The 22,123-nt window shown below is 45.1% G+C and carries 17 protein-coding genes; 13 read left to right on the top strand and 4 right to left on the bottom strand.

All coding sequences use genetic code 11. The annotated features are described in order from the left end of the window. The first annotated feature begins 200 nt into the window (after window positions 1-200). Window positions 201-1,058 (top strand): alpha/beta hydrolase, encoded by an 858-nt coding sequence (locus tag KDM92_RS15305; RefSeq protein ID WP_212685313.1) that lies wholly within the window; start codon window positions 201-203, stop codon window positions 1,056-1,058. Window positions 1,059-1,122: 64 nt separating this feature from the next. On the opposite strand, the gene KDM92_RS15300 is transcribed toward KDM92_RS15305, so the two are convergent. The 3 genes from KDM92_RS15300 to KDM92_RS15290 all read right to left on the bottom strand — a co-directional run bounded on the left by KDM92_RS15300 (window position 1,123) and on the right by KDM92_RS15290 (window position 4,626). After that, on the bottom strand, window positions 1,123-2,958 hold the full coding sequence (locus KDM92_RS15300; RefSeq protein WP_212685312.1) for a serine hydrolase: 1,836 nt from the start codon (window positions 2,956-2,958) through the stop codon (window positions 1,123-1,125). A 390-nt stretch (window positions 2,959-3,348) separates the two neighbouring features. Beyond that, a complete protein-coding gene (locus tag KDM92_RS15295) occupies window positions 3,349-3,768 on the bottom strand; it encodes an organic hydroperoxide resistance protein (protein WP_212685311.1) in 420 nt (139 codons plus the stop codon). A 396-nt stretch (window positions 3,769-4,164) separates the two neighbouring features. Continuing rightward, window positions 4,165-4,626, bottom strand: coding sequence for a MarR family winged helix-turn-helix transcriptional regulator (locus KDM92_RS15290; protein WP_438947480.1), 462 nt, complete (start codon window positions 4,624-4,626; stop codon window positions 4,165-4,167). Window positions 4,627-4,883: 257 nt separating this feature from the next. Between KDM92_RS15290 and KDM92_RS15285 the strand changes: the two genes are divergently transcribed. The 3 genes from KDM92_RS15285 (at window position 4,884) to KDM92_RS15275 (ending at window position 6,396) form a co-directional block, all read left to right on the top strand. Continuing rightward, window positions 4,884-5,426 carry a hypothetical protein gene (locus KDM92_RS15285; RefSeq protein ID WP_212685309.1) on the top strand — a complete coding sequence of 181 codons (543 nt, stop codon included), beginning with the start codon at window positions 4,884-4,886 and terminating at the stop codon, window positions 5,424-5,426. 15 nt (window positions 5,427-5,441) lie between these two features. Further along, on the top strand, window positions 5,442-5,987 hold the full coding sequence (locus tag KDM92_RS15280) for a hypothetical protein (RefSeq protein WP_212685308.1): 546 nt from the start codon (window positions 5,442-5,444) through the stop codon (window positions 5,985-5,987). Between the two features lie 67 nt (window positions 5,988-6,054). Next, on the top strand, window positions 6,055-6,396 hold the full coding sequence (locus tag KDM92_RS15275; protein ID WP_212685307.1) for a hypothetical protein: 342 nt from the start codon (window positions 6,055-6,057) through the stop codon (window positions 6,394-6,396). A gap of 51 nt (window positions 6,397-6,447) precedes the next feature. On the opposite strand, the gene KDM92_RS15270 is transcribed toward KDM92_RS15275, so the two are convergent. Further along, on the bottom strand, window positions 6,448-7,497 hold the full coding sequence (locus tag KDM92_RS15270) for a type 2 periplasmic-binding domain-containing protein (protein ID WP_212685306.1): 1,050 nt from the start codon (window positions 7,495-7,497) through the stop codon (window positions 6,448-6,450). Between the two features lie 431 nt (window positions 7,498-7,928). On the opposite strand from KDM92_RS15270, the gene KDM92_RS15265 reads away from it, so the two are divergent. From KDM92_RS15265 to KDM92_RS15225, 9 genes are all read left to right on the top strand, one after another. Beyond that, complete coding sequence (locus KDM92_RS15265; protein ID WP_212685305.1) at window positions 7,929-8,348, top strand: DUF2845 domain-containing protein; 420 nt, start codon at window positions 7,929-7,931, stop codon at window positions 8,346-8,348. Window positions 8,349-8,777: 429 nt separating this feature from the next. Then, a complete protein-coding gene (gene kdpF / locus KDM92_RS15260; protein WP_212685304.1) occupies window positions 8,778-8,867 on the top strand; it encodes a K(+)-transporting ATPase subunit F in 90 nt (29 codons plus the stop codon). Continuing rightward, entirely contained in the window at window positions 8,867-10,687 is a 1,821-nt protein-coding gene (gene kdpA / locus KDM92_RS15255; RefSeq protein ID WP_212685303.1) for a potassium-transporting ATPase subunit KdpA, read from the top strand. The genes kdpF and kdpA overlap by 1 nt, the downstream gene beginning before the upstream one ends. Before the next feature lie 16 nt (window positions 10,688-10,703). Continuing rightward, complete coding sequence (gene kdpB / locus KDM92_RS15250) at window positions 10,704-12,887, top strand: potassium-transporting ATPase subunit KdpB (RefSeq protein WP_212685302.1); 2,184 nt, start codon at window positions 10,704-10,706, stop codon at window positions 12,885-12,887. A 49-nt stretch (window positions 12,888-12,936) separates the two neighbouring features. Then, entirely contained in the window at window positions 12,937-13,509 is a 573-nt protein-coding gene (gene kdpC, locus KDM92_RS15245; protein WP_212685357.1) for a potassium-transporting ATPase subunit KdpC, read from the top strand. Between the two features lie 30 nt (window positions 13,510-13,539). After that, window positions 13,540-16,299, top strand: a complete 2,760-nt coding sequence (locus tag KDM92_RS15240; RefSeq protein WP_212685301.1) for a DUF4118 domain-containing protein — start codon at window positions 13,540-13,542, stop codon at window positions 16,297-16,299. After that, window positions 16,296-17,015, top strand: a complete 720-nt coding sequence (gene kdpE, locus KDM92_RS15235) for a two-component system response regulator KdpE (RefSeq protein ID WP_212685300.1) — start codon at window positions 16,296-16,298, stop codon at window positions 17,013-17,015. The genes KDM92_RS15240 and kdpE overlap by 4 nt, the downstream gene beginning before the upstream one ends. Window positions 17,016-17,188: 173 nt before the next feature. Continuing rightward, window positions 17,189-17,935 (top strand): TorF family putative porin, encoded by a 747-nt coding sequence (locus KDM92_RS15230; RefSeq protein ID WP_212685299.1) that lies wholly within the window; start codon window positions 17,189-17,191, stop codon window positions 17,933-17,935. A 278-nt stretch (window positions 17,936-18,213) separates the two neighbouring features. Further along, window positions 18,214-21,921 carry a response regulator gene (locus KDM92_RS15225; RefSeq protein WP_212685298.1) on the top strand — a complete coding sequence of 1,236 codons (3,708 nt, stop codon included), beginning with the start codon at window positions 18,214-18,216 and terminating at the stop codon, window positions 21,919-21,921. Window positions 21,922-22,123: the final 202 nt, after the last annotated feature.

Genomic DNA, 22,123 nt, shown 5'->3' with positions numbered 1-22,123 from the left:
GCACTCTATTTGCATAACTACTTTTTTAAATCCCAATCACCTTCCATCCCCATTTATCGCACGTCGGTCTTGCTTGTTTTGGTTTTGCTATCGAAATAATTGCCATAAAAGATAATTGTTGAAATAATCTTGCGCGGTGATCTTTGTTCGATCGCCTTGTTGTTCAAATCATTTAAACAATTCTAAAACATGGGGGATTCATGCGGTTTTTTATGCTGATGCTGTTGGTCTGTGGTTTGAGTGCTTGTAAATCAATTGTGGTGAAAGATTTAGATTTAATTCGTCCAGACAATTTAACTGGATACAAAACCAAAGCGGTGTTTGATCAAGAAAAATTACAAAAGATTTTGCCGTCTGCGCAGTTAAAGGATGAGCAAATTTTAGTCGCGCAAGATGGCGTTGAACCAGTTGTTATCAAAGGGGTTCGTGCGGTATTGCCCGAGGCGAAAACGACAGTGCTCTATTTTGGCGGCAACCTCACCCATGTTGATGAGAATGCTCCGATTCTGGCCAAGTTGTCAGCAACGTGCCCTGCTAACTTTATCACTTTTGATTATCGTGGTTATGGTCGTACCAATGGGCAGCCTGATGCCTTGTTGTTGAAAGAAGATGCTTTGCGTATTTATGATTTTGTGCGTGCTTCTACTAGTGGAAAGTTGCTGGTGTATGGTTATTCTTTGGGTGGCTTTATGGCTAGTCATATCGCGGCGAATCGGTCGATTGATGGTCTTGTATTAGAGGGTAGTGCGACGACGCCTGCGCAAGTAGTCGATGCACAAATTCCCTGGTACTTTAAGCCTTTCGTGAATGTGACGATTTCAGACAATCTAAAAACCATCGACAATCTGGCTGCGACCTCACAATACAAAGGTAAAATCTTGGTGATTACGGGCGGCAAAGATACGACTATGCCCGCCTATTTGGGACAGCAGCTGTATGACAATTCACCAAGTCAAGAGAAGCAGTATGTCTTCGTTGAAAACGGTACACACAGCAATTTGACAAACGATGCGCGCGTCAAAGCGCAGTACTGCGAATTATTGAATAAGCTTAATTAAACTAGGAATCGCGAGCTGTTTTATAGCGCCAAGTGTGAAACGCACTTGGCGCTTTTTGTTGGCATCAGTTTTTTGCAAACTGCAGAAATGGCTTGGTGTTGATTGCAGCTTCTTTTAGTTGGCTAGAATAGCGTATCGCTCTTGCATTCAATGATTGCTGCTGATCGCTGTCGATTTGCAAGTAATAAACACCTTGATGAGTGACTAGCGCATAGACATTCGAATGTAGATGGTGGACAGGCCACTCATATTGCATCGCTTGAATTGTCCCTCTACCTTGATTGATGTTTAGCTTGCCTGTGAATGGTGTATCTTGCCCGCCAAATTGCATCTCTCCCTGAATCGCGTAGTGACCATCGGCGATGCTAGGATTACTTTTCTTGTTTAAAAAAGCCTGCGCTAACATATGTGCGGTTTCTTCGATTGAACTGACCCACTCCAAATTGGTCATCACAGAAATAGCGAGATCTTCATTAGGAAAATAACTAATGACTGAGCGTGCGCCTTGAGTGACTCCAGCATGTTCATAGACCGGGCGACCTTGGATGTCATAGCTCAGGCGCCAGCCAATACCAACTTGGATTTTCTCGCCTGATTGCAAGGCTTGACTCGTGAACATGGTTCGCATCGTATCCGCACTGAGATAGCCGTTTGAAAAAGCTCGAGTCATGTTTACCATATCACTTGGTGTAGTTACCCATCCGGCAGACGCCCAAAAAGCACTGTGCTCACGCGGATTTTCTACCAGCACATTATTGTTTCCTGACTTTGCATAGATACGCGACATGTTTGGCATCACCTTGTGCCGCAGCATCTCAGCTTCAGTGTGTTTTAGCCCCAAAGGGTTGAGTACAGATTGTTGGACATAACTTAAGTACGGGATTCCTGATGCGGCTTCCATCATTGCAGAGAGTAAGACAGTGCCATGTGAAGAGTAGTGGTACTTTGTTCCTGACGGCGCAATTTGTTGGTGATGGGCGAACACATTTAATGCATCTTGCACGGTAGGATAGTAGCGATTTTCTGTTCGATCGCTCATGATGTAGTGCGGAAAACCTGCAATATGTCCGGATAGTAAGCGGGCTGTAATTGGATATTCTTTTTGTGGAAATTGTGGAAGATAGCGTGCAATCGGCGCATCAATATCAATTACTCCATCTTGCATCATTTTTGCTAGTGCGGTTGCGGTAATTGCTTTTGATACGGATGCTGCACGGAATTGGGTTTGTGGTGTGACAGGCTGACGCTTTTCGATATCGGCGAAGCCAAAGCCTTGCGCAAAAACGAGTTGATCTTTATGTCGAATGGCGACCGACAGGCCTGGAAGATTTGCAACTCTCAGTAAATCGTCTGCGATGGCCCGAACCTTTTGTGATTGATCGAAGTCACCACCGATCGCCTCTTGAGGCTCTGGCTTAATTTTTTCTAGTTCTTTGGAAAAAATCACACTAACGATTTTCCAATCATCGGCTACCTTAATTAAGTGCCATAGCTCTTTGCCCCAATTTCCTTTCTTTCCATTTACCCAAAAACTGTAATCGAAGGAAACCGATGCAACGTGACCATCTTCGACGATTTCGATGTTTTTGAAGTGCTCTTGCTTAGGACTATTTTGCATTACGGACTGAAACCATGTTTGATAGTCAGAACGCTGATAATTTGGCGCAAGCGGGTTTAGCTTTAAGCGCTCTTTTTGTGTCGCATCTTTATTCACAGCAATCCAAGTTACGGGGCCATCCAGAAAAAGTGCGTACATTTTTTCTTGATCTTTGGTTTCAATGTACCGCATGAACGACTGCAGCAGCGATTCAATCTTTTGTCGATCTGTCAGTGACTGTGATGGCGTGTTGTGGTCTTGAATCGATATCGCATTTGCGTTTGCGATAAAGTTTGTGAACATTGCAAACACAATGATGCATCTTATTATGAGTCTCATTTTTTCTATTTCCTTTAAAGGGGAAAAGTGTGGCGCAACCAGTTTTTGTAGTTGCGTTCGCGTTGAAATGCGAAATGAGATTCTAACTTTCTGCGGTACGAGATTATGTTTGTTGAATGTATGGAAATGTATCTTGATAATACGTATTGATACTTTAAGATACCTAATGCTTTTGCAAGATAGGCGCTGGCTTTGTTGAGTTTTCCTTGACTTGCAATCGCACTCAGTAGTGCTCGTATGCGTCCACGAGCCAATCATAGGCTCGCGGAGTTAGCTTTATTAATTTGTGTATAGAAGTCGCGGCATCATCCGCCAGATAACTTGTTGATGCCAGAATCCCGCTCCAACATGGGTTTAAACTAACTTCAAATCCACTTCAATATTGCCACGTGTCGCGTTTGAATAAGGGCAGACTTCATGTGCTTTAGCGATAATGTTTTCAGCGACAGCGCGATCTAAACCAGGTAGTGCAACGCTTAAGCTGACTTTGAGCCCAAAGCCGCCCTTGCCATTGGGACCAATGCCGACTTCACCAGTGACGTTGGTATCGGCAGGGAGGGGTTGTTTCGCAGCTGCTGCGACAAACTTCATTGCACCAATGAAGCATGCTGAATAGCCTGCAGCAAATAATTGTTCTGGATTGGTACCTTCGCCGCCAGCACCGCCCAATTCTTTTGGTGTGCTTAAACTGACGCTGAGTTTTTGGTCATCGCTATGAGCGCGACCATCGCGGCCGCCAGTTGCTGTTGCGCGTGCTGTGTATAGAACTTGCATGATGAATTCCTTGATTAGTGGAAGCAATGAACAAATTGCATTGCTTCTTTTCGATTAAATAAATACTGCTATCCGTTATCAAATCTTTTGTGATTGAGAAGGATTAAAGAGAATGATAATGCACAATTCAATTGTGTGCAATTGAATTGTGCAAAATAATGTTAATCGGTCTGATAGTGAATATTGATGACACTAGGTCGAGAGCGCACGGTTTTCTACGTAGATTCTTGTGTGGCGCACTGTATGTTTTAATCTCTATACGAGTGTAGAGGCGAATTAAGTAGCCAGTAGAAAGTTAGTCTCGTAATTATCAAGCTGGCAATCTGTTAATTGCGCGGTGTGAGCGTGAATCAAGGCGTCATAGTGGTCAAGCAAGCTGATTGCCAAAAAAATTTATCAATCTAAGTTGGCATGTAATGCGTCTCTTAAGCCCTGCAATTGCGAACGCAATTGGGCTAATTGCGATGCATCTTGTCCGCTTGCACAAAGAATTTCACGTGGGATCTTTTCCGCCAATCGCTTCATAGCGTGGCCGTTGGGTCTGAGTTGGATGCGTACTTGTCTTTCATCTTCGAGGTCGCGTTGTCTAGTGATGATATCGGCGGCTTCCAAACGCTTGAGCAAGGGCGTGAGGGTTCCCGAATCGAGAAAAAGCTTCTCGCCAATCTCCTTAACCAAAAGTCCATCTTGTTGCCAAAGAACTAGCATCACAAGATACTGCGGATAAGTCAGGCCAAGTTCATCGAGCAATGGCTTATACGTTTTTGTCATCGCTAATGACGCCGAATATAAGGCAAAGCAAAACTGCTTATCTAAGCTTAGAAAATCGGTGTTGGTAGAGGATTTTTTTTTCATCATAGTCTTTCAAGAGAGTCACATTATGATGAAGTGTGCCTCGATTATCAATCGACATTCTACGTATGCTGAGTTTCAGCATACGTTCAGAGTAATTTGATGCGAACTTATCGATTAGCGACGATTAGAACCGTTTGCAAGTTGAATGATTTACAGGCATTCTTTCATTTCTATCTATATCAATAAACTAAGATCCAATTGAAATAATGCCGCAAGCCTATTGACCGCAATCCAATCAAAAATATCAGGAGAAATCTCGCATGTCAGAAAAGTCGGTGTTCATCAATATTCTCGTGGCACTCACTGCTTTTACAGGAGGCTGGTTTGCGCATCAAGAGTTACGTCCGTTTCTATCTCCGCTAAACGAGGCTATGCCTCAGAAAATCGCGACGCCCGGGCAACTAGCACAAACCTCGCGCGTGATTTTTACTGCAGACAAATCTGGAAACTATCGAGATCAGAAGATTCGCGTTGAGCAGGTGACGATGTTGCAGGAACTGCCTGAGTCAGTGTTGATGGAAGTGAAGTATCACTATGACGGTGCGGCGCCAGCTAATGAAGTCAAGATGTTTGTTGGTATGGAGTCGAAGTATCTTTACTTGGGTAACGATACTATACATCCCGGCGATGGTGTGCTGCGTTTGGCGATAGGAATGATAGAGAGCGATATGAAGCAAGACCAAATACAAAACTTCAAAACCGAGCGTATGCATATCTCTTTCGAGCATTATCCACCGGGCTCGTATCAAGGTGTTTTGGCGACGACCAAAATTCCCTATAGCAAAGAATGGAAGTTACCTTAAATTGAAGGAGTTGCAATGCGTGTCTTGAGCGTATTTTTGATCTTGTTACTCGGTGCTGCTTATTTCTTGTTTGATCAATGGCTAGCGCCCCAACTACGTGGCCCAATTCGTATAGGCGAATCCTTACTGTCGGTGCAAGAACAAAAGCTCGCGCTCGATAAGCAAGCTTTCTCTATTACCCATGCGAACATCGTTGAAGAGAACGATAAGCGCATCGTGGTTCAGTTTACTTATCAAGGCAAAGATCCTAGCTGGCATTTGAATGCTTGCGGTGATATTGCGGAAAATAATATGAACGGTCCTTGGGGATGTGAACCGCGTGTACTACAAGTGGCTGACGACGGTAAAGTTGATATTAGTTTTGTGTTAGCGAATGGTGAAACTGTAAAAGGACGTAGCAGAGAATGTTCAGATACCGTGAGTGTCAGTGTTTACGGTCGAGATGGCTCAGTGTTTTATCGCCATAAATTTGCGCTAAAAAAAGTATGGCATCAGGAGCCAGGCATGTGGTCTTGGTATCGATATAGACATGAAGGTTGCCCAGTGCGAAATGGCATGTAAGTGGCGTTTCGCTGTCAAAAAATTGGCTATTTACTTTTATCAACGACCAAAGCGAAGTGTGTAATCAGTGAATTTATCTAACCTGTCACGTCAGCCTATCTTGCAAGGTATGTTCACCATGCTGGTGTTTGCCGCCTTATCTTTGTGGATATCGGAGCCTACTATTCCTTGGGGCGTTGCATTCGGCATGTGTGCCGCGTTTAACTGGTTTCAAACCTGTTTTATTCAGTTTGGATATGGTGCGTGCTTAGCTTGGCTTAAGTTGATTATCATTGTTTTTCTTTTTGTCGAAGGTAGTGCTGCGATGCTTGCTATGCCGATTTTAGCAGTTGAATTTGGAGCAGCTCTGTTTTGCGGCGTATTAGTGGTGAAAGCTCTACGACTCCTAGTTACCTTTTTTAGTCGCTAAGTTGTTGCGGTGGGTTGTTTTTTTATTCGCCAAAGATGGTCGACACGCGTATTAAGGCTTGAACCATAGTTTTGTATTCTGCAATGGCAGTGATCCATCTTTGATTAATGGATTTTTTAATTCGAGAATCACGCGGTCTTTGATATTGGCACTGCGGATAAATCCTTGAAAATATTTATTGAATATGCGCTCGAAACTTCCATCTGCAACCGCGCGTTCCAAACCTAGTGTCAAATCGGCAGCGAGTTTCTTTTGATTTGGCGCCACGAAAAAATAAAATGCGGTCGGATAGTGCACAATGAATGTGGTGTCGATCACAAAATCTTGGTAGGCTGGATTTTTTTGTTCATTCCAAATCGCAATGACTGGTCGCGGAAAATAGTCGAAGCGTTTTGCTCTCAGCATATTTGCTAAGGACTCGTCGGCACCTGTAATGACGGGTAAACCATTGCTTCGTAAGATATCGGTATCTGGCCACAATGCACCTTGACCAGCGCGAAACTTTGCCAAATCGTTTATTTCTTTAACTTTGCTAAGTAATTGTGGCTGGTCGCGATGCACAAATGCGATACGCCAACCAAAAAATCCTTTATCAATCGGAATGCGAATAGGCAAAATTTGACGCTCACGTTCGTCACTGGTCATAGTCCAGATTACATCTAACTTGCCGAGATTTTGCGACATTTCGACTATTTGGCGTGCTTGTGGTACTGGCGCTTCTTTTGACTTGACGATGAAGTAAGGTTCACCACTTTTAGTAATCGCGAGTTGCAGAATCTCGACGATGTAGGATGCGATAGGATCGCCGGTTTTTTCTAAATCTTGGATGCGAATAGGAATCAGCGTGGTCGATTTGCTTTTGCTGCTTTCTTGCGCTGTTGGCTTGGTATATTCAGTTGCAGTAGTCGAGGTTTGTGCAGTTGCTATGTTTGCGATGCTCGATAAGATTGCAAGACAGGCAGTGATGAAGAAGATGCGGATTGAAAGTAATCGATCTTGCGCCAATTTAGCGAATTGTTCGCAATGATTTGAAAACTTTAAATTTAAAAATCCTAAATTTAAAATGTTGAATGCGGGAATGTCGGCTAGATACAGGCGCATGCGTGGTGAAATCAATTGATCATTCCCTAGCAGTTTGTGACTCTTTAAAAGAGTCAGCGTTTTCGATATTGCAATTGGCTTTAATCTACGCGTTATTTACGAGTTATGTGCGAGCTATAGGCAGCTAAGTTACGAATAATTGCATTGATCACAAAGCGATAAATGTGAATCGAGTGTAGCGTATTTTTTTGTACGTCACTTATACATACTATGTATTTTGTCGTGAAAATGCGTCTTAGTTTGATTTTGATCGTCTTTTTGAATGAAGCTTGTCGCGTTTCGTCACAATCACGAGCGCAAGCAGCGACAAGGCTGATGATTTTGACGTTTCATTTTGGTCAACCTTCGCGGGTAATTACGCGTTGCCTAAGTTTGAAGTTGGACGCATACCATTAATGATTCCATTAAATCGACCAAAGTTAGGAGTGCAGATGAAAAAGCGATATTTGACCTGTTTAAGCGCTTTGCTGCTGCTTGGACTAGCGCCAGTCGAAGCAGCACAAGCGCTGGCATTTCGCTGTAATTCTTATGTGATTGACGTTGGCATGCATAAAGCCGAGGTCATGCAAAAATGCGGCTTACCTGCACTTCGTGATCAGAAGACTGAGCGACGTCGTATCGGCTTGCGCCGGTTTGATCCATCTTTGATTGCTCATTCAAATCAGAACGCTGGCAACCGTGTAAGTCATGCCCGCACTTATGAACACCAGATTGCGCACGAAACTGCATACGAGATCGATGTTCAAATTGAAGAGTGGGTTTATAACTTTGGTCCACAACGCTTTATGCAATTGCTGCGTTTTGAAGATGGACGATTAAAACAGATTCAAGATTTGGCTTCTGGACACTAAATTCAATAATTCACTTTAGATATCGAGTACTCGATATTCTTTCTTATCTCTTGATTACTTGGGCTAGAACTAGAGCCACTGTCTTTTCTATTCTCTTCTAATTCCTCATACAGCTAGGCTGATTCTTACTTCGGTCTCGATTGTCTAAAAAACACAATTGACGACGGAGACATTCAATTATTTGGCGCGCATCTCCAGTTAGGCTTTCTCTATCGATACCAAATAGTGAATTTTTACACTTTGTTTACATCCTCAGCCAGTCTTTTAACAAGATTCTTACGGCATTTTTACTATCCTTCAATCTGCAGAAATTGCTTATGGAGGTTGGGATGAATAATTTAATCGATATGTTGTATGTAGCAGGAATCTTAGGATTTCTCCTACTGGTATTGGCGCTTACAAACTGCAAAACCATCAGGAGGACAAATAATGAATAGCTTTTATGTGATTGGCGCTGTGGTCGCGGCGGTATTGCTAATTTATTTGGTAGTTGCATTATTAAATGCAGAGGAGTTGTGATGACCGCTCAATCAATTTTATTAATGCTGATTTTCTTTGTGGTGTTGTTAGCCTTAGCCTATCCAATGGGTAAGTTAATTAGTCAAGTTGCAGATGATAAGGCCAAGGTCTCTGGATTGCAGTACTTGGGTTTAATAGAGCGTGGCTTATATAAATTGGCTGGTGTCAAAAGCGCACAGGAGATGACTTGGAAAGCTTACGCTATCGCTTTGTTAGTCTTTAATGCATTTGGCACTTTAATGGTCTATCTGGTGCAGCGCCTACAATTTTGGTTGCCTCTTAATCCGCAAGGATTGCCAAATGTTAGTCCAGATTCGTCCTTCAATACTGCGGTGAGTTTTGTCAGTAATACGAACTGGCAGGGCTATGTCGGCGAAGCGACCATGAGTTATCTGACGCAGATGTTAGTGCTGGCTGGACAGAATTTCTTTTCCGCTGCGACGGGAATTGCGGTTGTGTTCGCGTTGATTCGTGGATTCTCGCGCCATTCATCCAAATGCATCGGTAACTTCTGGGTCGACTTAACGCGATCTACTGTGTATCTGTTATTACCATTATCGGTGATTTTCGCGACGTTTCTGGTTAGTCAGGGCGTGATTCAGAATTTCTCATCGTATAAAGAAGTGCAATTGATTCAGCCTGTGACATACAGCGTGCCAGCAACGGGTGCTGATGGGCAAGCTTTGAAAGATGATAAAGGTGCGCCAGTGATGGAGACGTTGACGATGAAAACACAAACGCTGGCGATGGGCCCAGTGGCATCACAAGAAGCGATCAAATTGTTGGGTACTAATGGCGGTGGGTTTTTCAACATGAACTCAGCACATCCGTTCGAAAATCCAACGGCATTGAGTAATTTTTTCCAGATGATCGCGATCTTCTTAATTCCTGCTGGCTTATGTTTTGCTTTTGGTCGTATGGTCGGAGATCAACGACAAGGCATGGCGGTTCTTGCCACGATGAGTGTTTTATTTCTTGTGATGGCTGTGGGCGTCATGGCAGCCGAACAGCAAACACACCCCGCCTATACGGCCTTGAATATTGATCAAGCGTCAAGTGCGCTGCAAGCTGGTGGCAATATGGAAGGTAAAGAAAGTCGCTTTGGTATCAATGCTTCAGCGTTGTTCGTAGCTGTTACTACGGCGGCTTCTTGCGGAGCTGTTAATGCAATGCATGACTCTCTTATGCCACTCGGGGGATTAGTACCACTAGCTTTAATGCAATTTGGAGAGGTCGTATTTGGTGGCGTTGGCTCTGGTTTATATGGCATGTTGATCTACGCGATTTTGGCGGTATTTATTGCTGGTCTGATGATCGGTCGTACACCAGAATACTTAGGTAAAAAGATTCAAGCTTACGAAATGAAAATGACCTCGATTGCAATCTTGGTGACGCCGATTCTGGTGTTAGCTGGCACTGCAATTGCTGTGATGAGTGAAGCTGGTCGGGCAGGCATCTTAAATCCCGGCGCTCATGGTTTCTCTGAGGTGCTGTACGCGTTCACTTCAGCGGCGAACAATAATGGTAGTGCGTTTGCAGGATTAACTTCGAACACACCTTTCTACAACATGATGTTGGCAATAGCGATGTGGTTTGGACGTTTTGCGGTGATTGTTCCTGTGCTTGCCATCGCGGGCGCTTTAGCAGCAAAAAAACGTCTGGAAGTGAATGCTGGAACGATGCCTACGCACGGCTTAATGTTTATTGCTTTGTTAGCGGGGACTGTAGTGTTAATCAGTGTGTTGAATTATGTACCCGCTTTGGCTTTGGGACCAGTGGTTGAACATTTGCAAATGTTTAGTTCTGCAAGTCCACGCTAAGCCTGAGGAGAATCTGATGTCTAATTCGAAGTTACAAAAAAATCTTGCTGTAGCAAATGCAGCAGCAAATGCAGCAGCAAAAGCTGAACAAGCCGCAAATGTGGAAATCGCCAGCGCGAATAATCGTCTGGCTCTATTTGATGCGAAGTTGATCAAACCTGCCATCATCGATGCTTTCCGCAAATTGACGCCACGCGCGCAATTACGCAGCCCAGTGATGTTTGTGGTGTATATCGGTAGCATTATTACGACCTTGTTGTATGTACATGCCTTGTTCGGAAAAGGCGAAGCCGATGCGAGCTTTATTTTGGCAATTAGTATCTGGTTATGGTTCACGGTATTGTTTGCAAACTTTGCCGAAGCACTGGCTGAAGGTCGCAGCAAGGCACAAGCGGCGTCGTTAAAAGGTCTCAAGCAATCGGTGATCGCCAAAAAACTGGCAACGCCCAAATATGGCACAACTTGGTTGCCAGCAAACGTACAAGATTTACGTAAAGGGGATGTGTTTTTGGTTGAAGCCAACGACGTAATCGCGATTGACGGTGAAGTCATCGAAGGTGTTGCGACCGTCGATGAAAGTGCAATTACTGGTGAATCTGCGCCTGTGATTCGAGAATCTGGTGGCGACTTTTCTTCTGTGACGGGCGGTACTCGGGTGCTGTCTGATTGGCTGGTGGTGCGAGTGACCTCCAATCCGGGCGAGGCCTTTATTGACCGTATGATTGCTATGGTAGAAGGTGCTAAACGTCAGAAAACTCCGAATGAAGTCGCACTCACGATTCTTCTGATCGCGTTGACGATTATCTTTCTGGTTGTGACTGTAACCTTGTTACCGTTCTCTTTATTTAGTGTGAATGCGGCGACCTCTTTAGGTTTTAGTTCCGCGCCTGTATCGATCACGGTGTTGATTGCTCTGTTGGTCTGTTTGATTCCAACTACCATCGGTGGTTTGTTGTCCTCAATTGGTGTCGCTGGTATGAGTCGTATGATGCAAGCGAATGTGATTGCGACGTCGGGTCGCGCAGTCGAGGCAGCGGGTGACGTTGATGTCTTATTGTTGGATAAAACTGGCACGATCACTTTGGGTAATCGCCAAGCGTCAGAATTTTTCCCAGCACCTGGCGTGACAGCGGTGCAGTTGGCCGACGTTGCGCAACTCGCCTCGCTTGCCGATGAAACGCCTGAAGGTCGTAGTATCGTGGTGTTGGCAAAGCAACGTTTCAATTTGCGTGAACGTGAGATGGCCTCGCTGCAGGCACAGTTTGTACAATTTACTGCGCAGACTCGTATGAGTGGTGTTGATATCGGAGAAGGTGTAGTTCGTGTTGTGCGTAAAGGAGCTGCTGATGCGGTGCGCAAATTCCAAGAAGCTGCGGGGCGCGCTTTCCCTGCTGAAGTGACTAAGACCGTAGATGACATTTCACGTCGTGGTAGCACGCCTTTGGTGGTGGTTGACGATGGTAAAGTCATGGGGACGATCGAATTGAAAGATATCGTCAAAGGTGGAATTAAAGAGCGTTTTGCTGAATTGCGTCGTATGGGAATCAAAACCGTAATGATCACCGGTGATAATAAGTTGACTGCAGCAGCGATTGCCGCTGAAGCTGGTGTCGATGATTTTTTGGCAGAAGCAACGCCGGAAGATAAATTGAAATTGATACGTAGCTACCAAGCCGAGGGACGCCTAGTTGCGATGACGGGGGACGGCACCAATGATGCACCAGCATTGGCGCAAGCGGATGTCGCAGTGGCCATGAATTCAGGTACGCAAGCAGCGAAGGAAGCGGGCAATATGGTGGATTTGGATTCGAATCCGACCAAATTATTAGAGATTGTTGAAATCGGAAAGCAAATGTTGATGACACGTGGCTCCTTGACTACTTTTTCGATTGCGAATGATATTGCGAAATATTTTGCGATTATTCCAGCTGCATTTGTGGCGACTTATCCGCAACTGAAATCACTGGACATCATGCAATTGACGAGCTCGAATTCAGCAATTATGTCGGCTGTGATTTTTAATGCTTTGATTATTGTGTTTTTGATTCCTCTCGCTTTAAGAGGCGTGAAGTATCGTGCAGTCGGCGCGTCTTTGTTATTGCGTCGTAATCTATTGATCTATGGCCTTGGCGGTATTGTTCTGCCTTTTGTTGGGATTAAATTGATCGATATGATTTTGACTTTTTTGAATTTGGCGTAAGCGATTCATCTGCATATATATAGGAAACATCATGAGTACAAATAATTCTATTCTGTCCACCTTGCGTCCAGCGGTGATGCTGTTTGTCGGACTTACCGTTGTGGTAGGGGTTGCTTACCCACTAGCGATGACGGGTATAGCCAAACTCGTTTTTAACGAAAAGGCAGAAGGTAGCTTGATTGTTAAAGATGGTAAGGTCGTCGGCTCTAGTTTAATCGGACAGTCCTTTAGTTCTCCGCAGTTTTTCTGGGGGCGTCCATCTGCGACAGGTCCGATGGCGAACAATGCGACTAACTCTAGTGGCTCGAATTTGGGCCCGACTAACGCGGCACAGTTGGACAATGTGAAAGCGCGTGTCGAAGCTTTGAAAGCCGCAGATCCTAGCAATACTGCGGCAATTCCAGTGGACTTGGTAACCGCCTCAGCCAGTGGTTTAGATCCAGAAATTAGTTTGGCTGCTGCGTATTATCAAGTTTCTAGAGTTGCGCGAGAGCGTAAAATGACAGAAGCGCAAGTGCGCGCATTAATCGATCAGTTCGCGCAGAAGCCTGTCATGGGATTATTTGGTGAGCCGCGTGTGAATGTTTTGCAGTTGAACCTAGCACTGCCGCAATCCAAGTAATTCAGTTCAATTGATCATACGCATATTGTTATGGGAAACACCGACCAACGCCCCGATCCTGATGTCCTGCTCGCGCATGTGCAAGCGCAGGAACGGCGTGCAACACGCGGCAAATTACGCATCTATTTTGGCGCCTCCGCTGGAGTCGGCAAAACCTACGCAATGCTATCTGCAGCACATAAATTACTGAAAAGTGGTGAAGAAGTCTTGGTCGGTGTGATCGAAACCCACGGACGTGATGAGACAGCCGCACTGCTGGATGGATTGGAAGTCCTAACCCTGAAAGCGATTGTTTATCGTGACAAAACTTTATTTGAGTTTGATATCGATGCAGCGCTGGAACGTCGACCCGATTTGATCTTGATGGATGAGCTTGCTCACTCGAATGCACCCGGGTCACGACATCCTAAACGTTGGCAAGACGTGGAAGAATTATTAGATGCTGGCATCGATGTGTTCACCACAGTCAATGTCCAGCATCTAGAAAGCTTAAATGACGTAGTCGGTGGCATCACTGGCATACGTGTTGCTGAGACTTTACCTGATACCATCTTTGACGAAGCCGATGAAGTTGTGTTGGTTGATATTCCAGCCGATGAATTGCTAGCACGCCTAAGGACAGGACGAATCTATAAAGTGCAGCAAGCCGAACGCGCTGCTAAGAATTTTTTCCGTAAAGGAAATTTAATAGCTCTACGCGAACTTGCTTTACGCCGCACTGCCGATAGAGTGGAAGATGATGTCCAAGCCTATCGTGTAGAAAAATCGATTAGCGCGGTTTGGAAGACCGACGCAGCCTTGCTGGTATGCGTTGGGCCACAAGCGAATGCGGATCATGTGGTTCGTAGTGCAGCGCGTTTATCGAAACAGATGAATGCGGAGTGGCAGGCCATCTATATTGAAACTCCTAACTTACAAAAATTGCTAGCACCGGCACGCGAACGTATTCTAAAGAATTTGAAGCTGGCACAAGATTTGGGCGCGAAGACCGCCGTATTGACGGGCAATGATGTTGTGCAAACGATCGTTGACTATGCGAATCAACACAATTTTTCTCGTATTGTCATTGGTCGTCGAAAAGCGGTGTTCAACTGGCGTACTACCTTGGCACAGCGGTTGGCAGCACGTGCTCACAATTTAGATTTGATTGAGATCGGTGGAGAATCGAATCAGTTTGAAAGCAATCAGGAGTCCCGTTCATTAGAGTTAAAGCCCACAGCGATCGCTGGCGCGAAGTCAGGTAAGCGACGCGTCTTACGCTATGTTTATGCAGGGCTCGCTAGCGTTCTTACCGTGATCATTGCGACGCCTTTATTGGCGGTGTTTAATTTAGTTAACATCGCGATGTTGTTCTTGTTAACTGTGGTTCTAGTTGCGGTGCGATTTGGACGTGGCCCTTCTGTGTTGGCCACGGTGGTTGGGGTGCTGGCATTTGACTTTTTCCTCGTGCCACCGCGCTTTTCTTTTGCAGTAAGTGATTTGCAATATGTCATGACGTTTGGCGTCATGCTTGCGGTTGGAATGATTACAGGACATTTGACCGCAGGCCTTCGATATCAAGCCAAGGTCGCCTCACATCGAGAGGCACGTTCACTTGCTTTGTATGAATTTGCGCGTGATTTATCTGGCTTTTTGCAAAGCGAACAAATCATTGAAGCGACGCAATCGGTTATTCAAAATGCCTTTCGGGCAAAAGCTGTTTTATTACTGCCAGATGAAGAAGGGCGCTTACAATTGCCTGAATCCGCGGCGGTTGGCTTAGATATGGGTATCGCGCAATGGGCTTTTGATAAAGTGGAAGCCGCAGGCATCAGCACCGACACTTTGCCTTCAAGCCCTTATTTTTATTTGCCTTTGGTTGCACCGATGCGGACGCGCGGTTTATTGGCGATCGCTCCCGCAAATCGGAGTTGGATTTTGATTCCAGAGCAACGCCAGCAATTGGATACTTTTGCAGCCCTAGTTGCTATCGCATTAGAGCGCGTGCATTACATCGAGGTTGCACAGGGTGCTTTGCTTCATATGGAATCTGAACGCTTACGCAATTCCCTACTGGCAGCATTGTCGCATGACCTACGTACCCCACTGACCTCGATCGTTGGCATTTCAGAAGCCTTGACTACATCAAAGCCCGAGCTTAGCCAAAAACAACAAGCGATGACGCAAGCCCTGCATGCGGAAGCATTACGTATGAGTGCGCTGGTCGCGAATTTGCTCGATATGGCACGCATACAAAGTGGTGAAGTGAAGCTCGATTTACAGTGGCAGCCATTCGAAGAGGTAGTCGGCAGCGCGCTACGCATCAGCGCACCGCAGTTGAGAGAGCATCAGGTGCAAACGCTGTTGGTGAACGACTTACCACTAGTGAATTTTGATGCGGTATTGATCGAGCGTGTGCTGTGTAATTTGTTAGAAAATGCTGCGAAATACACGTCAGAGGGTTCTCGCATCACACTAAGCGTGAACTTATTGGAAAGTGATCTCCAAGTGATGGTCTATGATAATGGACCGGGTTTGCCGAATGGCAAAGAAGAAGCGATTTTTGAAAAATTCACGCGCGGCGAGCGCGAATCGTCGAAGCCGGGAGTTGGCTTAGGTTTAGCAATTTGTCGCGCGATTGTGGAAGCGCATCATGGTCGAATATGTGCCGCAAATTCTCCTGATGGCGGTGCTTGTATCACTTTTACCTTACCATTGGGAATGCCGCCAAAAATGCCGGATTTTGAGGCTATCAACGCAATCCATAATGGATCGCCCGTGATTACACATGCTAAAAGGCAAGAGCAATGAGTCAAACAGCAAAAGATCCGAACATCAGTACACCGAGTGCGCTATTGGTGGAAGATGAACCGCAGATCCGTCGCTTTGTCCGCACTGCATTGGAAGAAGAGGGCTGGCAGGTGAATGAATCTAGCACTTTGCAGCGTGGTCTAATCGATGCAGGCACTCGGCAGCCCGATTTGGTAATACTCGACTTGGGTTTGCCCGATGGTGACGGCATTGATTTCATTAAAGATGTACGACGCTGGTCTAGTGTGCCGATCATCGTCTTGTCGGCACGTGTAAGTGAGATGGAAAAGATTCGCGCACTTGATGCCGGTGCAGATGATTATCTAACGAAACCGTTTGGGATTGGCGAACTGCAAGCACGCGTGCGCGCTACTTTACGACGACAACGCCAGCCAGGTGTCGACTTGAGCGGCATCGTGCAATTTGGTGACGTGAAAATCGATATGAAGGCAAGATTAGTGACCAAAGCTGACCAGGTTGTCCATTTGACACCGACTGAATTTAGACTACTCAATGTATTGGTGAATAATGCAGGGCGTGTGGTAACTAATCCGCAGTTACTCAAAGAAGTTTGGGGGCCATCTCATGGAGAAAGCGGACATTACTTAAGAATCTATATGCGTTATCTAAGACAAAAACTCGAAGATGATCCAACTCAGCCCCAGTATTTCTTAACTGAGACTGCCGTGGGATATCGTCTGATGCTACCGCACTAATTAAGTAAATATAAAAATCCTAGAAAAAGATGTACATCGACAAGCGTTTGGTTTGTCGATAGGGCTTCTGCACGCCAACATTTACTAATTGAAGTATTTTTGTTCTAGTCGATAAGCGAATTAATAAGAACATTCACCAGTACGACATCGTCGTTAATTTGAAAGGAAGTAAGATGAAGAGAGTTTTTTTAGTCACTGCTATAGCAACTATGTTTAACGTTCAAGTAGCACACGCGCAAGATGCTGCTCCAACCGCAAAGCCGGAGCATGAGTTTAGTTTCAATGCAGCGTTGGCATCAGACTATCGTTACCGTGGTATTTCACAAACGCGTTTAATGCCAGCCTTACAAGGCGGTGCTGACTATGTGAATAATGCTTCTGGTTTCTATGCTGGCGCTTGGGCATCGACCATTAAGTGGACCAAAGATGCAGGTGGCGGTGGTAGTGTCGAAGTCGATTTGTATGCAGGAAAACGTGGTGCTTTGACCAGCGATATCAGTTATGACGTCGGTGTTTTAACTTACGTTTATCCATCCAATGGTTTAGCAGTGAGTGCGAATACGACGGAAGTGTACGGTCAATTCAGCTATGGCCCAGCGTATGCGAAATACTCGCACTCGACGACGAACTTGTTTGGCTTTGCGAATAGCAAAAACAGTGGCTACCTAGACATCGGAGCGAATATTGAAATTGAGAATGGCTTGGTGATGAATCTGCATGCGGGTCATCAACGAGTTAACCACAACAGTATTTCTTCTTACACCGATTGGAAAGTTGGTATCACCAAAGACCTCGGCATATTCAACGCCGCCTTGGCTGTTATGGGCACGAATGCAAATAAGCTTGCCTACGCTTCACCTGCGAACGGAAAGTTTTTGGGAAAAACAGCGGTGGTAGCAACTGTTAGTAAAAATTTTTGATCAAGTTAAATTAATCTTGTCATTTTGAACTTTTTCTTGTCATTTGAAATCACCTAGCAAAGTTGAGTGAACGAAAAATGACAAGAGAAAGGCAGTCATACAACAAAAAAACGATGATTTAAAACAATTTTTTTGTGGAAATGGCTAGAAACATGCGCTTCACCTTTAGAATCAGAGGATTATAAAAACGCAGCAATTTTGTATTTAAGTTTTGCTTCGCTGTAATTTCTTCTTAACAGACTTTTCACAAGCTGTTGATCTCTGAATTCCGATACCGAATGGCAAAAGCGCTCCTTTCTCATCTGCGATTTAAGATATTGATGCTCACTTTGGTCGCGGTGTTTGGCGTATTAGACCTGTGGGCGAGTAGCTACTGGCAGCGTAGTGCCGGACCCAAGGTTGCGGCTGAGTTGGGGGCGACTTTCGGTGCACCTGATCGTTACTATCGGCTTCCCATAGAACATTTGAAACCAGAATCGCCCTTGCGGCAAGCTGGCGTGAGAGTCGGTGACCATGTCGTGTTTGACAGGATTGGTGATGAGTCACGTTTATTGGCGATGGAAGATCGTATTGGTTTGCGCTGGTACCCAGCCAATCAAGCGTCTGTTCAAGCTAAGTCTGCTCACCAAGGTGCAGAAGTTAGCCAATACGCTAGTCAACCTGTTAGTCAACATTTGATACTGCAACCTATCCCAAAAAATTTGCGGCATGCCGAGATTTGGTTGGCGATTACTTTAACGCAATTTGCAACGACTTTCATCGCTTTATTTATTATCAGTATGTTGGTCTTGCGCCATGCGAATAGTATGCCTATGCGCGTATTGGCGATTGCGATGTTGGCGATTATTCCTGATACCTTTATTCCGTATTTACCTAGCGGTGACTTACAGGATTTTCTAACTTTATATGTTTTCCCGATTGAGCTTTTTGTCGGTTACGTTTTCTTCACCTACTTCTGTCTTGTCTTTCCAGAAAGCCGACCACATTGGCGCCTAGCTTCGGTGCGACTCTTGTTCTATGTGTATATGCTGTGCTTTGCGAGCTATACCTTCTGCTACATCTTCTTGAAATTAGGTATCCTGCCTTGGGAATTACGCGAGTGGTTAAACATGCGTTTGTGGCGTCGTGCTTTGGCGATTACCTCGGTGATTTTCTCACTTGGTGCATTATTGGTGTCGTGGCGAGCAAGTAGTGGCATTACGCGGCAACGTTTGGCATGGATAGGTTTTTGCATGGGAAATATTTATGCGATCTATATGTTCCATAATTTATTTCGAATCGTCGACGAAGAACTCGCGCTTGCTTATGTCGAGTCATTCAACTCTTCAATTATTTTTCTTGCTTACGGTGGTTTAGGTTATGCCTTATTGAAGAATCGCTTGTTTGATTTTAGCTTTGCATTAAATCGTTTTAGTGTGTATGCCTTGGTCATCCTCGGCTTGTTTGCTTGTTTTGCCTTGATGCAGTTATTAATCGCTCCTTACTTTGCCTTAACCACACGCTGGACCACGTTGCTATTTGACGCAGTTTGCGGTTCGATTCTGTTGGCGCTCTATAAGCCTTGGTTAGCGTTTTCTGAGCAATTGGTGCGGACGTGGCTTTATCCAAGATGGCGTGCGCAGCAAGAGGCTTTGCAAATTGCGGTAGCCAATGCCAAAGATATCAAAGGACAAGCGCAATTAGTTGAGCACTATCTGAATGCATTTAGCGCCTATACCAATGGCGCTCGTAGTGCGATTTATACTTATCACGAAGGCTTCTGTCGCAAAATTGCTGGAGATTTTGACCTTGCTCCCGATAAGGTGTATGCCTTGGGTGGCGACTTGGCGCGCATCCTACGTTCGAAAATGCCGCAGTCGATTGCTAGTGTGGCGGGCGAGAATGCCTTGTTGGTGCCGTTCACCCATCGCGGTAATTTGACTGGCATGCTATTGCTCGGTAGTAAACCAGATTTCAATCAGTATCGTCCTGATGAAGTGCGTACCATCGTACAAACAGCAGAATTGCTCGATCAGGATTTGCAGGCAGAAGCGCAACGATCACATCAGCAAATGTTGGCGGAAAAAATTGCGGCCGAATTGCACGCGCGCGAAGTTGCGGAGTTAGCAAATCAAGCGAAGAGTTCTTTCTTAGCAAATATGAGTCATGAGATTCGCACACCGATGAATGCAATTATCGGCTTGGCGTATTTATCCTTGCGTACCGATTTAAGTACCAAGCAACGTGACTATCTCAATAAAATTCATGATGCAGGAAATGCTCTGCTGGGAATCATCAATAGTATTTTAGATTTCTCAAAAATTGAAGCAGGGAAAATGGATGTCGATTTCAGCCCATTTTCTTTGGACGAGGTCGTCAAACATGTGAGCACTGTGACGGCACAAAAAGCACATGAAAAAGGTCTGTTACTCAAATTTGAACTGGCTGATGCGCTTCCTAGATTTTTGGTTGGCGATGCTTTGCGTTTAGGGCAAGTGTTGGTGAACTTGGTCAATAATGCGATTAAGTTCACCGAGCGTGGCGAAGTTAGTTTGCGTATTACTGGGTCGACTAACGAGCACGCTATTTCGGGTCATCATGTGATGCTAAATTTTGCAGTCAAGGATAGTGGCATTGGTATGACCGAAGAACAAGTAGGGCGCTTGTTTTCCGCGTTTTCACAAGCAGATAGTTCTACCAGTCGTAAGTTTGGCGGTACCGGTCTGGGTTTGTCGATCTCGCATCAGTTAGTTACTTTGCTAGGCGGGCAAATTCAAGTGCAAAGTGAGTTTGGGGTCGGCTCTTGTTTTGAATTTAGTCTGCCGTTTGAATTGAGCCATCCAAACAATGTGGTTTCAAACAGTGGTGCTGGTTCACAGATTCAACATCGCTACGCTGATGCTTTAATCTTGTTGGTGGAAGATAATGAAATCAACCAGCAAATTGCTGTTGAACTGCTCGAAACGGTAGGAATTAAAGTAGAAGTGGCATCCAGCGGTCATGAAGCGCTTGCGCGGTTAGAACAAGTTGGACCCAATTATTACGATTTAATTTTGATGGATTTGGAAATGCCGGGGATGGATGGGCATCAAGCGACTCAGCATATTCGTAGTCAGCAGCAATTCTATCCATCACCAATTATTGCAATGACAGCGCATGCGATGGCAGATGTAAGGCAGCGGTGCTTGGATGAAGGCATGCAAGATTTTCTTGCTAAGCCTGTGCAACCAGATGCTTTATTTTCGAGCTTGGCGCGCTGGCTTGCGCATAAAATTTGTCCAACGTCGACTGATTTTTTATCCAATCAGAATGCATCAACCGCACTCGCTATTCAAGAAGAGCGTGAGGCCTATGCACCGCTGCCAGATAATATTGATCAAGTTGATTTCAATCGTTTGACACAAGTCGATAGTGCGTTAGGACTCAGTTTGATGATGGGTAAGCACGATCTTTATTTGAAAGTACTGCGTCGCTTTTTAGAAGGTCAAGCTGCCACCACAGAGCAATTGCAGCGAGCCTTACAAAGCAATAATGATGAACATGCTTTATTGTTGGTTCATACGCTCAAAGGACTCGCTGGCAGTATCGGGGCGAAGCAAGTGCAAGCAGATGCACTACAGTTGGAAATCACGCTACAGTTAGCAAAGCAAGATCCGACTGCAAGAACTCGTTATCAGACTTTGTGCGAGCAACTAGCGACTTCTCTTCAACTCCTGCTCACAGAGTTAAGACAACAGCTTCCCTCTAATTTACCTAGTTCGAGAAGTGTCAATCTCGATTCTGTGACCACAGAAATCGACGATAGACAAGTTCGTCAAAGGCTAGCGCACTTAGCGCAGTTGTTGAGTGAATTTAGTGGCGATTGTCCACAATATTTTGAAGAAAATCGTGCCTATTTCTGTCAGATCTTAGACCCCAACATGGTCGCGCGAGTTGAACAGCATATTGCGCAATATGCTTATGATGATGCGTTGACGGTGCTAAGGACGCTGCAATTCGTTCCTTAATAGGACTTACGCAAAATTGCGCTGGCTAGGCGGGAAGCCGAAGACAGTACGGTTGTACGGCGAGGCGAACCAACGACGCTAGCGTCTGTTTTGTGTAAGTCCTACTTAATTCGCTCCTTAGCATTTCGGCTATCACTTGATTTGATAGCGACATTGCTGGTTTGTATTTCCCAACTTGCGCTAAGCTGATTACACTAGCACT

It is taken from the genome of Affinundibacterium baiyunense (assembly GCF_018139645.1).
Taxonomy (GTDB): Bacteria; Pseudomonadota; Gammaproteobacteria; order Burkholderiales; family Burkholderiaceae_D; genus Undibacterium; species Undibacterium baiyunense.
This window is presented reverse-complemented; position numbering and strand designations above follow the sequence as displayed.